This is a genomic window from bacterium (assembly GCA_019695335.1).
Lineage (GTDB): Bacteria > CLD3 > CLD3 > SB21 > SB21 > JABWBZ01.
On record JAIBAF010000078.1, the window covers coordinates 1 to 15,237 of the forward strand.

The window sequence follows — 15,237 nt, forward strand, 5'->3', positions numbered from 1 at the left end:
CGTGCGCAAGGATTCGGCCAGGCATTTACCGCCATCGCCAATGATGGCTCGGCAGTCTTCTGGAATCCGGCCGGACTGGATTATATCACGCAATCGAACGTCGTTGCCTATCACTCTACACTCGTTGGCGCTTATTACAATTTTGCAGGCTTTACGTATCCTTTCGTCAATTTCGGTTCCTTCGGAATGGGAATCACAAGATTAGCGGTAACCGATATTCAGCTTTACAGCGAGAATTTTGATCTGATTGACGAAAATGCATCGTACGATGAAGAAGAATTCTATTTGTCCTATGGAAAAAAACTGCCTTGGTTTGGTTTGGCTGTCGGTGCGACATTTAAAGCAACACGCATTGCGTCTCCTGGAAATGGCAACAACGGCGGTTCCGTCAGTTCTATCGGTACTGGATTGGATTTTGGATTGCTCTACAGGCCTGAGTCAGATAACGCTTTTTTGAGAAATTTATCCGTTGGTATGAATGTTCAAAATCTTGTTGCACCTCGGATGAAACTGATTACGGATGAATATGTTGACCCGTTGAATATTAAATTCGGTGTGGCCAAAGATCTGTTATTCGGCGGTGAACAACTGCACCGGCTCACGCTTACATCGGATTTAAATCTAATTAAAATTCATAAAAGCAATTTAGACAAATCCGGACCGACTAAACCCAAAAGTATAAATTCACGCATATTTTTTGGCGGTGAGTTTTCATACAATCCTTTCCTGACGTTTCGCGGCGGATTTGACAACGGAAAAATTGCGCTCGGCATGGGCACGGAATTCAAACAATTTCAACGATTCCAGGTGGATTATTCTGTCAATATCGGCAACGCCGTCGGGACTACCCTTCACCGCGTTTCTTTGACGGTGAACTTCGGTAAAACCATCGAAGAACAAATTCAAATCGCAAAGAACCGCCGTCTCGAAGAAGATCAGCGATTAATCACCCGCACACAGGAAGTTGCCAGAACCAAAGCCATCAAGGAACACTCCTCCGTCGGTAAAGAACTTTTCAAAGACGGAAAACTTATTCAGGCTTTGGTGGAATTTGAAAATGTATCCGCGCTCGATCCAAATAACGAACAGGCCAAGTTGTATCTCGACAGCATCAACTCTGCTATGGATAATCAACTCGCCGCCCAATTGGCCGATACGGCGGAATCGATGAAACAACTGACCGTCGTCGCTGAAAATGAAAAATTCGTCAAAGATCATTACCGCAAAGGTTACCAATACATTCAAAAAGGTGATTTCCTGGCGGCGATCAATGAGTTTCAAACTGCACTCGAACGCGATCCGAATAACAAAGACATTCAAGCCTCCCTGACTGAAACGCGTTCATTGCTTGATAAACGTATCGGTTCTTTTATCGCCAAAGCTCGTGCCAGTGCGGCAGCCAACAATTTTGCCGAAGCGCTCAAGTTGCTCAGCGAAGCACGCGCGCTCGATCCGACCAACCAAAATGTCCAAAAAGAAATCGATTCGGAACTCAAACGGATCAGCACGCGCCTGACTTTCCTCGAAACCACTCGTACCGGTCTTGATGCTTATCAACGCGGTGAATACCAGGAAGCAATGGAATCATTTGAAAAAGCCTTGTTGCTCGACCCAAGCAACGAAACCGTTAAAGAATATCATAAGAAATCCATCGTTCGTGCGTTCGCTACTTTCAAAAATCTCGAAGGCAATACGGAAAAAATGTATTTACAGGGCGTCGATCTTTACGTAGAGGGAAAATATCAGCAAGCGATTATCTTGTGGCAACGGATCCTGGAAAACGATCCTTACAATAAACGCGTTCTTAATGCCATCGATAAAGCTGAGGAACAATTGCGCGCTCTGCAAAATCAACAAAACAATCAAAAGAAATAAAATTGCATTAAGTTCAAGCCATGCTTTTTAAAACTTCACACAAAGAAGAAATCAAAGTTCCGGCCGATATGAAATATCTCGGCGAACTCAGGGATTTCGTTGTAAAGATCGGCCGCAAAAACGGTTTCGAAGAAAAAGTCATCGGCTCACTAAAATTAGCCACCGACGAAGCCGTTACCAACATTATTCGTCACAGTTATCGCGACATGCCTGGTCAAGGCTATGTCACCATGCGTGCTATTGTAAAATCGTCCAGCCTTACGATCGTCGTTATCGATCAGGGTAAGACGTTTGATCCCCGCAACGCCAAAGCTCCGAACATGCAGGAATATATCAAGATCGGAAAAAAAGGCGGTCTTGGTATTTTTATGCTCCAGAAATTGATGGATGAGATTGACTACCACGTAACGACGGAAGGCAATGAATTACGGCTTGTCAAATATCGTAAACCGCAAGGCGCACGCGCCAAATCGGCCATCAAACAGATCAATCTCAAAAACCGTTACGCCATTATTTCATCGGCGGCGCTTACCCTATTTGTTATTGGCGGTTATATCTTATTCAATAAAGTTCAGTCGAGCAATCTTGAAAATGAAATGTTGAAGCGAATCAGGGCTATTTCCGCAACAATGTCTTCCTCGAGCGCCGACTACATGACCAATTTCAACGATCTGGCTATTTTCCAGATTGCGGAACAATTGAAAAAAGATAACAACAAATTTATTGCCGATATTTTTGTTGTCGATAATCAGAATCGAATTTTTGCGTCTTCCAACCGGTCCAGCCTGGGCCTTTATCAAGTCCCTGATGAGCACGCGTTGTACATGCTCGAAGAACCGGAACAGCAGCCTGAGTATGACTCTTTATCCAATAGGATTGCCAATCCTGCATTATTGCAAGCGGTCAATATATACCGCTATCAGTACAACGAAGTTCCGGTATACGATGTCGTAACGCCGGTTTATCGTGGTAATACGATTTCTGAAGCCAATTTATTAGGTTATTCGCACGTGATCGTCGCCGAGCAAACGCTTCAAGATGAAATGGCCGGCTTGAAACTCCTCGGCCTGGTATTGGCTATTCTCGTATTATTGCTCGGTTATAGCGGCATTGCTATCCTCGTTGCCCGTATCATCAGTCCGTTCCAAAAACTTACGGACTGGATCCGTAGCGCCGGTCATGAAACCGTTACCGATGATATGGATATTGATACATCGAACGAGGTCGGTGAAATTGCACAAGCTTTCAGCGATATGGCCCAAAAATTCCGCAAGGCACAGATCGGACTCGTTCAACAGAAGCAATTACAAAAAGAAATTCAAGTCGCGCAGGAAATTCAGCACATGCTCTTGCCGTTGTCTTTCCCGGAAGTGGAAGGCTACGATCTCGCGACGCATTATGAATCTGCAAAAGAAGTCGGCGGCGACTTATTTGATTTCGTTGTCGTAGATGACCATACGATTGGCATCGTTGTAGCCGACGTATCCGGCAAAGGCGTGCCGGGTTCGCTCGTAATGACGATGATCAGGACGGCGTTGCGCCTTGAAGCGCGTGGCAATAAAAATCCCGGTGAAGTGCTGGCTAAAGTTAATGACTTCGTAGTCGACGATATGAAAAAAGGTATGTTCGTCACTATGTTCTATATCATACTCGATTCACGAAACCGCGTTATTCACTACGCCAGCGCCGGTCACAATCCTATGATCTTGCATCGCGCATCAAGCAAACAAACTTATTACCTCAATCCGCGGGGATTTCCTGTCGGCATTTCTCTCCCCGACCGCAATCTGTTTGCACAATCGATTCAAACTGATACGATCAAATTGCGCGAAGACGATATTCTCGTTTGCTATACCGATGGTATCACAGAAGCCATGAATCCGCAGCGCGATTTATTTGGAGATGAACGTTTTCTCGAATCCATCCGTAAATTCGCCCCTCTCGACGCGAAACAATTCGTTGAAAGCATGCGCCAGGAAATTCTGATGTTTACGCAAGGCGCCCCACAAAACGATGACATTACATTCCTTGCTATTAAAGAAAACATGGCCGCTTCGGACGTTCTGTTTAAGATGCGTAAGAATCTGATCACTATGGTTGACGAAGGCATGAGCGTGAAAGAGGCGTGTGCTAAAGCGAATATTTCGACTTCGACGTATTATAAATATCGGAAGAAATATAATGAATTAGGCGACGAAGGTTTGAAAGTTCAGGAAGATTCATCCAATATAGAAGCGAAACATCTGAGCATAGAGCAACGTGCGAGAATTTTTGACGTTATCAGGAAGAACCCTGATTTCGGACCGAAAATGATCAGCAATACTTTAAATACCGAAGAATATGGATTTACCATATTATCCGAAAAACGTATTTACGACGAACTGATTCGCATGCGTCTTAATACAGCCGAAAAACGACAAGCCTTTGTTACACAACGTTCGAAATCCAAACGCCACTTCAAGATGCCCGGAACCCCTCTTGTTACCATGGATGGCGAAGTCATCAAAGCGGACAATCGAGATACCGGATCGATTGTGGACCGTATTATGCAAAGCAGAACCGCAACTCAAACGGAGACGCAGGAAGCTGATTCAACCAAAGAAACATCGGAAGTTGAAGAATAATTTACTCAATCGGTTTATGCGGTTTTCTATAAAATTTTCTTTCATCTTTACTGGTTTGTCGATCATTGGTATGACATCCTACGGTCAAAACCAGTCTTTATTTGAAGGCCGCCGCTCCCTCATCCTCTTAAAATCGACCGATCACAACGAACTGCTTCAAACCCGTGACATTGTCGAAAAATCCGGCGGACACATTACTCACCTATTTCCACCCAATATTTTACAAGGATATCTCACAGAAAAATCCGAGAAGGCATTGCAGAAAACGGGATGGGTTAAAACCATTACGAATCAATCGTTGCAGGCCAACGGAAAAGAATTTTCTGCCAATGAAAAACTCGCTATCACAACATGGAATTCAACGTTCGTCAAGACCCTCGTCACACGCGACGGTGAACCGAAAGGACAACAGGATCATAATACGGTAAAGGCGCCGGATCTCGAAAACACGAATAACAAATTTGTCCTTCGCGGGCAAAAGAATTTTTATCTGACCAGCGAATACATGATGGGTTCGGTTGCCGTAGGCGTTGTCTTCGTGGAATCTAACGGACAACTCGATAAAAAAACCGAAACATGGACGGAAGAAGACAAAGAAGACGCGCTCAATCAGATTTACAAAGGCTTGGATTGGTGGGCAGAAATCGGTGGATACAAAGCAGGCCTGTCGTGGACGTATGAGATTCAAAGCCTTAAAACCCAATATGAACCTATCAATCGAACCAAAGATGAGAGCATTCTTTGGATCAACGATTGCATCGGTCAACTTGGATATAAAAACGATGAAGATTACACTTTGAATCGTGAATATTCCAATGATCTTCGCGATAAATATCAAACCGATTGGGCCTATGTGATTTATGTAGTACCTGCAACCAATGATGATGACGGTTATTTTGCGGAAAAATCAGGAATTGCCTGGGCTTATCTCGGCGGACCATACATGGTTATTTCCAATCAATGCAACGGCTGGGGATTCAATCAGGTTTGGAAAGTAGTAGCTCACGAAACAGGCCATATATTTAATGCATTGGATGAATATAAAGGTTCGAGCGGATTAAATGATAAATCCGGACGTCTCAACGTAGTTAATGGTAACCATGAAGAAGGCGGAAAAAAAGATCCGTGCCTGATGAAAAGTAATGAACTGATTATCTGCGAATACACACTTGGGCAAATTGGCTGGATTGATGACAATGCAGACGGAACGTACGATTCGGATTATCTGAATATTTCTAAAAAATTTGATCCTGATCTGCTCAAAAAAGAATCACTGACTTTCAGCGGCGCAAAAACAGCTAAACTCAAAACATCTGTCCGGTACGCCGATGAAGATCGCATCTTATACACCGATGATTTTTCTCAAAAAAACGGTTGGTATGAAGACCAATATAATTTTGTAAAAGACAATGCCTACCACATGTACGATCCGGAATATGGCAATTCATCCTGGATCGAAAAGCCCTATACTGATTTTGATGCATCCGTAAAAACTTTATGGACTGACGGTTCCAGCGTCAGCGGATACGGGATAATGTTCAGGATATTTGGACCGAACGACGGTTACATTTTTTTTATTAACGGCGACGGACAATTTTGCGCCGGAAAATATTTATACGGCAATTGGAGTTATCTGCACGATTGGGCCCGATCCGACGCCATCAAGCTTAACAGTGAAAACACATTACGCGTACGAGGAGTTGGCAGCTCATTTTCTCTATTTATCAACGGCCGTGAAGTAGCTACGATCAATGATACCACGTTTACCAAAGGCAATATAGGTTTGGCCGTGTTACCGGAAGTTCATGTGACTTTCGATGACTTTTTAATCCTGAAGCCTTAAAAATACCTGTTGACTCTCAAATCGAATTTGAATAGTTTTTGCCTGTCTTATCTTGTTCTATCCCCAAATATTTTTGCAAAATTTTAAAAGAACGTTACGGTTTTAATTGCTGTACTTTACGGTGTTTGTATCAACCTAACTTAGGAGGATGAAGATGAAATCATCTTTGATGACAACGACTTTTCGAGCAGCCATAGCTGTAGCCATGGTTTGGCTCACAACTGAAGCGGCTTTCGCCGGTGGTTTCTCGATTTATGAACAAGGCGCCCGAGCAACGTCGCAGGCGGGAGCTTTCACGGCCCGGCCGTGGGATGCATCGGCTGCTTTTTACAATCCTGCCGGCCTTTCCATGTTTGGAACTGCAGGTCAATGGCGTATCTATGGCGGTATTACTCCGGTGCAATCATTGAGTAAGTTCCAAGGGCTCAGCCCCTCTCCTGGCGTTGGTACTCGTGACAAAGCCAAAGATCAAGTCTTTTTTCCGTTTCACTTTTACACCGTATATAATATTGACGAGAAAATGGCTGCGGCTATAGCTTTTACAGTTCCATTCGGATTAGGTACATTCTGGGACCAACCTGACTATAGCGGACGATTCCGTTCAATCAAAGCCGAAATTCAAACCGTTCACATTTCTCCTACTTTCTCGTATAAATTCAATGATAAATTCTCAGTCGGCGCAAGCATCGATTATGTATATTCAAAGGTAACTCTTAGAAGAAATAATGCTCAGACATTTTTTGACGGAACCAATACTATAGTTTATGATGTAGCTCAAGTCAATCTCAAAGGGACCAACGATCCTTCTTTCGGATGGCACTTAGGCGCATTTTATCAGGTCAATGAAAAATGGTCGGTTGGTGTCGATTACAAACATTTGTTGCATAACAAATACGATGGAACTGCAAAATTCAAACAAATTGTTACCGGCAATGCCGTCGTTGACAACACGGTTGCGACTACTTTGAACAGTGCGGCATTTGGCGGATTAAAACAGGACGGAAGTACCCAAGTCAATACTCCCAACAGTATTGCTATAGGCGTCGGATACAAACCCAATGAAAAATGGAATGTTGGATTAGATTTCGAATATGTCGGATGGAGTACTTTTAAGCAAGTTTATATTGAATTTCCTGACAATCATATCACGCCTTCTTCTCTTTTAGAAGAAAATTACGATAATACATGGCAAGTTCGTTTAGGAGGCGAATATTGGTTTACTGATAAATTTGCCGGGCGTTTAGGCTATATTTATGATAAAACCCCCGCCCCAACTGAAACTGTCAATCCGTTATTACCGGATGCTAACCGTAACGATCTTTCAATTGGTTTTGGTTATAAACTTTCCGAATCCATGCATATCGATGCCGCTTATATGGCCGTACTTTTCAAAGAACGCAGCACCAAGGGAAAAAATGTTGATGGATATGACGGTATCTATCAATCCCATGTTAACCTGTTCTCGTTGAGTTTCGGCTATTCATTCGGTGGTAAATAATTTGGATCAAACAAACTTTTTTGGAGGAAACATAAATGAAAACCAAATTTTTGAATAGGCTAATGATTGCAGGCAGCCTGTCTCTTTTGATCATTTACTCTGCCTGTACACCGGATTATCCCGGTGCACCAAGCGGTAATTTCAGCAATGGTACCGCCGACTTCACTAAATATGTCGCTATAGGAAACAGCTTAACAGCTGGTTATCAAAATGGCGGACTAAGAGCAACTTTCCAAACAAACAGTTATCCACGTATGATTGCTGGACAATTGGGCGTAGACATGACTTATAATCCATTTCCAGATTCAGGAACTGCCGGTTCGCTTTTTTTTGGTAATCCAAGTTTCTCCCCTACTACCGGTTCTCCTAACTTGATCGGATCTATTATCTCAACAACACCGACCAATTCTCTCCAACCAACACCGTATGAAAATTTGGGTGTGCCCGGTGCATTTTTGTATGACTTCTTAAATGCGACTAGCAATACAACTTGCTGGCAAGCTACTCGACTCGGAAGTACTTCAAACACTTTATTCAATGCGATTGTGCGCGGCAATACGCAATTTGCAAATCTTAAAGCGATGGCTGCAGCTGGTTCACCCGCTACGCTGATATCCTTTCACTTAGGCAATAATGATATTCTTGGCTATGCCACCAACGGCGCCGGTTTGAACGGTAATTTTCAGGCAATAGCGGGAGTTCCCCCATATACTCCTGTGAATTCAAGTGACCCGCTGGCAACTGCTCTCGGATATAATTTCTCGGACGGATATAGCCGGGCAATCGATAGCCTTTTGACATTGAATGCAGATCTGATAATCGCAAACATTCCGAATGTCACTTCGATACCGTTTTTTACAGCTGTTAATAAAGATTCAGTCACGGTTAATCTCAATCCTTTGACTAAAGCAAAGATATACACGACCGAAACGGATGTAAGGTACGTAACTTTAACCGCCAGCCGCTACATCGGAAGAACTGATTTCGGTGCCGGCGCACCAGCTCCTTATGGTTTACACCCGAGTAATGCTTTAGGTGGTCAATTCACATTGACCAATACGGAGGTAACGAATATTACAAATATCGTGAACGGCTACAATCAAGTAATTGCAACCGTTGCAGCCGCTCACAACATTCCCGTTGCTGATTTAAATTCATTTTTTAGCAACGTCGCGGCTGTATCCGGACCAACCGGTTCCGGTTATTCCATTGGAAGCGGGCTTCGTGTAAAAACCGATTTCATCAGCGGTGGATTGTTTAGCCTTGACGGTGTTCATCCCAGCACGCTTGGATATGCGGTTCTTGCTAACGAAATGATCAAAGCAATCAACGTACATTACAATAGTACGGTACCGGAAGTAGACTTAAACCAATTTATTGTGTATCCGTAATTTTTTTAAAAATAAAAACCCATTCTGACGATTGTTGGAATGGGTTTTTTTATGTACTCGTTTCTTTTATATTGACTTTTTATTTCCGCTTCGATATATTGAGCCGCATTTTTTGATTATACTTTCATTTTTATGCTGGTGTAGCTCAGCTGGTAGAGCAACTGACTTGTAATCAGTAGGTCGACGGTTCAATTCCGCCCACCAGCTCTGATGCACGATTTTTTTACATCCCGTTCTTTAAATTTTTTTTCGGGCAGTTGGCGGAGTGGTCAATCGCAACAGACTGTAAATCTGTCGGGCTATGCCCTACGGAGGTTCAAATCCTTCACTGCCCACTCAAGAAGCCTTACGAAAGTAAGGCTTTTTTAATTATGAGAAAATTATATTTACATCCATTCCTCTTTGTTCTTCCTTGGCTGCTCACGTTTATTGTATTTTGGCTCTATCCATTTGTTTTTTCACTTTATCTCAGTTTCACTGACTATAGTTTACTCAATACAGCATCGGCCAGATCAGTAGGCATAGCGCACTATGAAAAGCTTTTTTCTGATCCTTTGTTTTGGACAGCGTTGAAAAATACCATCATATTCTGCATTGTGACAATCCCATTTACTATTGCTTTCTCAGTCCTATTGGCCAATGCAATTCATTTGACCAAAACATTAAAATCGTTTATACGAACCTCCGTCTTTGTACCGTCCATAGTCTCAGTAACGGTCATTGCGCTGATATTTATTCAGTTTTATGCCCACGACGGTTATCTCAGCTTACTGGCGCAATTTCTGGGATTAGACGTTCAAAAACGCGGACTGCTACTCAATGACCAAACGGCTTTATTGAGTATAATGATGATGGACATTTTAGTGAGTACAGGTTATTATGCGGTTTTATTTCTGGCCGCCATTCAGAATATACCAGCCGATTTATTTGAAAATGCTGAACTCGCCGGAGCCAATGCCATTCAAAAATTCTGGCATATTACATTACCCCAGCTGAGGCCAATGATTCTGTTTGCGTTGGTCATTAATACCATTAAAAGTTTTCAGATTTTCACGGAAATTTTTATGATGACAAAAGGCGGACCACTGTACGCTACGACGACCATGATCTACAGAATATACGAACTGGGATTCAGAGATTTTCAGATGGGATATGCTTCGGCGATGGCTTATGTTTTACTTTTGATCATCGGAATTTTTGCGTGGCTTCAAATTCGATTATTAAAAGCAAAAGAAACGTCTTAGAGGATTTTCATTATTACGATTTTGTAACCCCAACTCATTAGCAACAAAAATAACATTCCATATTGTCCCCATTCCATATAGTCCGAACTCATCACTCCGGAAAAAGGGATTTTCTTCGCAATTGCCCATACGGCCAATATCGCCAAGCCATTCAACGTCAGAAATAACAAAGCGCCAAACGGCTGCACGATTACTGATGCTGAGAAATTGCCATGTGCAAAATAAGCAAAGGATGTCGTGAGCCCGCATGAAGGGCATGGATAGCCGGTTATTGTCAAAAACCCACACGGTGGAAGACCGAGTTGCTCATGCGTGCCATAACCAGTGGCTGACGGGGTTAAATAGTATGAGAGAAACATTATGATTAAAAATATACATAGGAAAATCGCATACGGTAGTGCAGAAAAGGCAAATGCTTCCGAATCATACGGAGCTACGTTGGAATTCATGTTAAGAATCTTTAACGGTATTTTTTAAATTTTCGAACGCAAGTTCAACGTCAAATTTTAAATCCATTACAAAATTCGGAATAGTTTTGAATTCATCAATCGACTCCATCACTTCTTTATGGTATTTCTCAATTGTATGAAATTTGATGCGTTTTCTTTTTTCAAGATCGTCAATCCGGTGATTCCAATCAATGATCTGCGAAGAATTTTCTTCGACGATCTTTCGTATTCGGGCAATCCGAGTTACTATCTTTTCTTTTACATCTTGCGGCGTTGCCGTATTGCGTAGCAGCCGCAACATAACTCGTAAGGACGTCTCTTCATCGGATACAACGTCGATAAAGATTTCATTCCGCAGGTTAGGAGGTAAGGCCTTGTCATTGAGAACTTCGATTAACTTATCTGAACTGACTTTCAGTAATATATGAATCGCTCGACGGCGTATCACCGGTACATTGCACAAAACCAGCCGTCCCAACATTTCGACCGCCACTTCTTCCTTCGTATCCGGATTTTTAGCTTCCTCTAAAATACCCCGAAGGTTCAATTCACTTAAAACATAACTGGCGTGCGTATTGCCTTGTTTGGCCATTTGCACCAAGATCGGCCGTGAAATTTTAGCATTTTTCAGCGCAACTACACTCACGCCTTGCTGAGAGCTTTCGCGTACAAGCTTTTCAAGCAGGGGTTCAATACGATTTTTTTCTTCCTCACTGAGATCAATTTTCTCTTCTGAATCTTCCAGAAAGAAATCCATTCCGACTCCTTATGCGTGGGGTTTAACGTTCAGCGTAAAGAAAAATGACGTCCCCTCGCCCACTTTGCTTTCCACTTCAATTTTTCCTTGATGCGCCTCAATAATGGATTTACAAATTGCGAGGCCCAATCCCGTACCGCCTCCCCCCGCGTGTTCATCGCTGGTAAACACACCGCCGGTCTTTTTATATTTTTCAAAAATATGCGGCAAATCTTCTTCAGGTATACCGATACCGGTATCCCGTATCGAAAATCGTACACCGCCATGACTGTCTTCATCGGCATTGATGGCAACGGATCCGCCATTAGGAGTAAATTTAATGCTGTTAGAAATCAGATTATTTAAAACCTGTACAATTTTTTGTCCATCAAAAAAGGCTGTCAGATCTTCGGTTTCGATTTCATTGATCAATTCAATTTCTTTTTGCTGAGCAAGGATGCGCATATTACGAATCGCTTCATCGACCACGCTTTTTAAAGAATTATTTTCGGGGAAAATTTCAAGTGTGCCGGAATCGATCCGGGTAATGTCAAGAATATCATTGATAAATGTGAGAAGCTTTTTATTATTGGCAAGAATACTACCCAGAATTTCTTTTTGATCTTCCGTGACCGGATCGACATGCTCGTGATACAACGCTTCCACAAAACTCTGATTGGCAATGATAGGGCCGCGCAAATCATTAACGATAGTCGAGGTAAAATTTGTTTTAATTCTTTCAATTTCTTCGAGTTTGGTAATGTAACGCATTGTCAATACCATCTCACGCGTTATTAGTTGCAGCAACTTGAAAATGTCTTTATTGTATGCAAACGTATCGGGAGTAAACACGGCAATCGAACCGATAACCTGATGCTCATCGCGCATCGGAATCACTAAGAACGAATTAACGTCGCTGGAACCGTCCGTTCCAACTCGCTCCGGTTTCAAAACATCTCTTCGAGCCGCCTTGGCAACCCCAAGCCGGATTTTCTCAGGATTAAATTCCTGTGATGTAATGAGCCCGACACATTTATCTAAAAACTTTTCCTGAACTGTTTTCTGAATATCAAAAGTTACATGTGCTTCATCTTTTGAAAATAGCGACACAGCGGCCGCATGGTACTCCACGATTTGCTCGAACAATTCAAAAAACTTCTTAATCATTTCAGTTCGGCTATAAGCATACCGGGAAAGATCCCGCATTCGGTTGGAAACTGTCGATTCATAGAGCAATCTTTCAAGAATTCTGTTAATTTTCGATTTGATGCTTTCTTCGCTGGTGTCGACCGTAGTCAAATCCAGGTTTTCTTCGTCGCGTTGAGAATAATCAAGTTTTTCCGGTTTGACCGTTTCACGCAGCAGGCGCTCAACCTGAGCGAGAAGCTCTGAAGTATCGGTTGATTTGGTTACGAAGCTGTTGGCGCCGGCTTCGATGCCCCAGAAACGGTCCTGCTGTTGTCCAAGGCTGGTTAACAAAATAATCGGAGTATGGGCGCGAGAAGGATCGTCTTTGACAAGCCTGCAAAATTGATAACCGTTAAGCTCGGGCATGATAATGTCGCTGACAATCAGGTCGGGGTTTTCCGTCTCAACCATATGCATGCCTTCAACGCCGTTTTTGGCGCTGATGACTCTGTATCCAGCTTTGGACAGCGCCATCTTATACATGATTAGTTGCGTCGCGCTGTCATCGACTACTAAAATTTTTTCTTTCGCCACGTCAGCCTTTCAAAAAAATTTATGCGTTTTCGAGCTTTTCTACTTTAATGACCTGAAGTAATTCTTCAGCCATTTTATCGATTGATACAACTTTATCTACAACCCCTAATTCAATAGCTTCTTTCGGCATACCGAACACAACACACGACTCCTGATTTTGGGCTAATGTCAAGCCGCCATGTTCCTTGATTGTTTTCATGCCATCAGCGCCATCACGCCCCATCCCGGTCAGAATTACTCCCATGACGCTTGAACCGAGCGATTTAGCGGCAGAATCCATCATAAGAGTAGCGCAAGGCCGAAGCCCGTTGATTGGCATGGATTTACTTAACCGAACAACCTTTCCCGGATCGACCAGCATATGATATCCGTCCGGTGCAATGTACACATTTCCGGCTGTCATCGTTTCACCGCGCTCCGCAGTTTTTACGGTGATTGGACATTCTTTGTTAAGCCAATCAACAAACCCTTGTCCAAAACCGTCGCAGATGTGTTGCACAATCGCAACCGGAACGGAAAAATTAGGCGGAAGGTTTTTTAGAATTTTCAAAAGCGCCGACGGTCCGCCGGTCGAGGAAGCTACAGCGACCAATTCAATCGGACGAATGGGCCGAAGAATTCGCGTGTATAAAGACCGATCGAATTTAATCAAATCAGCTTTTGAAAATTCACGCGTATCCGTCATGCTGCTTCGCGCAGATTGTTTACCCGGCGACGGCTCTAACGGTTTTTTTTCAGTCCCGCGCGTCGTTACCGATGAAACATGGTGAAAAACTTTAACGCCGGAAAGGATTTTTATTTTTTTGATGAGGTCGCGGCCGATATATTCATAGTCCATTGCCAGATTGCCTTTGGGCTTCTCAACGATGTCGAGTGCACCGGCACGAATAGCGTTGAAGGCAATGTTAAGGTCGTCTTTACCGACTGAAGCACTGATCACAAGAATCGGCGTCGGACAAATGGTCATGATTTGTTTCGTCGCTTCGAATCCGTCCATGACCGGCATACGAATATCCATCGTGACGATATCGGGACGCAACAATCGTACTTTCTCAACCGCTTCTTTACCGTTGCGTGCTGTTCCGATCACCTGGAACTCCTCTTCAGAAGCGAATATCTTCTGAAGGATCATCGTTACCGTCATTGAATCTTCAGCGATCAGGATCTTGATCATATGCTACAATAGTTTCTCAATCGTTTCAAGTAAGTTGGACTGATCGAATGAACCTTTGACAATGTACGCATTGGCGCCAACTTCAATGCCTTTCCGTTTGTCCTTTTCTGATTCCAACGAAGTACAAAGAACAAATGGAATTTCCTGGAATTTCGATTCTTTGCGAACTTTTTCGGCAAACTCAAAACCGGTCATCATCGGCATTTCAACATCGCTCACCACAATATCAAAGCCGCCTTCCGAGAGTTTTTGATAGCCTTCCAAACCGTTAGTCGCTGTTGTTACATGATAGCCGGCCGATTCGAGAATATTTTTTTCGAGAGTACGAGTCGTGATAGAATCGTCGACGACCAACACGCGCTTTTTCACTAAGTCGCGAGTACGACGTTCGCGGAAAACAAACTTGGTACCGGAACCTTGTACCGATTTGATCAGATCGTTCGGGTTAAGAATGACCGAAATGCGTCCATCGCCAAGAACCGTTGATCCGGCAACGTTTTTCACGCGCTTCAATTGATTACCTAAATTTTTAACGACGACTTCCTGCTCGTCGAGTAATTTATCCACCAGAAACGCCACACGCCGGCCCAACGAACTCAAAACCACGGCCGGAAATTTATTGGTTTCAATTTTAGTAAGATGCTGTCCAGTTTTAATGGCTGCCGTCGATTTGGACAAACC

General features: G+C 43.2%; 11 protein-coding genes and 2 tRNA genes. 8 read left to right on the plus strand and 5 right to left on the minus strand.

Going from position 1 to position 15,237, the window contains the following annotated elements; all coding sequences use genetic code 11:
• From K1X84_14945 to K1X84_14980, 8 genes are all read left to right on the plus strand, one after another.
• The coding region (locus tag K1X84_14945) for a PorV/PorQ family protein (protein MBX7152925.1) at positions 1 to 1,875 on the plus strand (1,875 nt) is incomplete at its 5' end.
• 20 nt (positions 1,876 to 1,895) lie between these two features.
• Positions 1,896 to 4,499, plus strand: coding sequence for a SpoIIE family protein phosphatase (locus K1X84_14950; protein ID MBX7152926.1), 2,604 nt, complete (start codon positions 1,896 to 1,898; stop codon positions 4,497 to 4,499).
• Between the two features lie 16 nt (positions 4,500 to 4,515).
• Positions 4,516 to 6,342 carry a hypothetical protein gene (locus tag K1X84_14955; protein ID MBX7152927.1) on the plus strand — a complete coding sequence of 609 codons (1,827 nt, stop codon included), beginning with the start codon at positions 4,516 to 4,518 and terminating at the stop codon, positions 6,340 to 6,342.
• A 154-nt stretch (positions 6,343 to 6,496) separates the two neighbouring features.
• Positions 6,497 to 7,840, plus strand: a complete 1,344-nt coding sequence (locus K1X84_14960; GenBank protein MBX7152928.1) for an outer membrane protein transport protein — start codon at positions 6,497 to 6,499, stop codon at positions 7,838 to 7,840.
• Between the two features lie 35 nt (positions 7,841 to 7,875).
• Entirely contained in the window at positions 7,876 to 9,231 is a 1,356-nt protein-coding gene (locus tag K1X84_14965) for a hypothetical protein (protein ID MBX7152929.1), read from the plus strand.
• A 134-nt stretch (positions 9,232 to 9,365) separates the two neighbouring features.
• Positions 9,366 to 9,438 (plus strand) — tRNA-Thr (locus tag K1X84_14970).
• Between the two features lie 44 nt (positions 9,439 to 9,482).
• A tRNA-Tyr gene (locus K1X84_14975) sits at positions 9,483 to 9,566 on the plus strand.
• Positions 9,567 to 9,602: 36 nt separating this feature from the next.
• Entirely contained in the window at positions 9,603 to 10,475 is an 873-nt protein-coding gene (locus K1X84_14980) for a sugar ABC transporter permease (protein ID MBX7152930.1), read from the plus strand.
• On the opposite strand, the gene K1X84_14985 is transcribed toward K1X84_14980, so the two are convergent.
• From K1X84_14985 to K1X84_15005, 5 genes are all read right to left on the minus strand, one after another.
• Complete coding sequence (locus tag K1X84_14985; protein ID MBX7152931.1) at positions 10,472 to 10,924, minus strand: DUF2752 domain-containing protein; 453 nt, start codon at positions 10,922 to 10,924, stop codon at positions 10,472 to 10,474. The genes K1X84_14980 and K1X84_14985 overlap by 4 nt on opposite strands.
• 1 nt (position 10,925) lies before the next feature.
• Entirely contained in the window at positions 10,926 to 11,681 is a 756-nt protein-coding gene (locus tag K1X84_14990; GenBank protein MBX7152932.1) for a hypothetical protein, read from the minus strand.
• A gap of 9 nt (positions 11,682 to 11,690) precedes the next feature.
• The gene (locus tag K1X84_14995; GenBank protein MBX7152933.1) at positions 11,691 to 13,382 is read right to left on the minus strand and encodes a hybrid sensor histidine kinase/response regulator; all 1,692 of its coding nucleotides are present in this window, start codon (positions 13,380 to 13,382) and stop codon (positions 11,691 to 11,693) included.
• 19 nt (positions 13,383 to 13,401) lie between these two features.
• Entirely contained in the window at positions 13,402 to 14,556 is a 1,155-nt protein-coding gene (gene cheB / locus K1X84_15000) for a chemotaxis-specific protein-glutamate methyltransferase CheB (GenBank protein MBX7152934.1), read from the minus strand.
• Between the two features lie 3 nt (positions 14,557 to 14,559).
• Positions 14,560 to 15,237, minus strand: a 678-nt coding sequence (locus K1X84_15005) for a response regulator (protein ID MBX7152935.1), incomplete at its 5' end; no start/stop codon positions are given.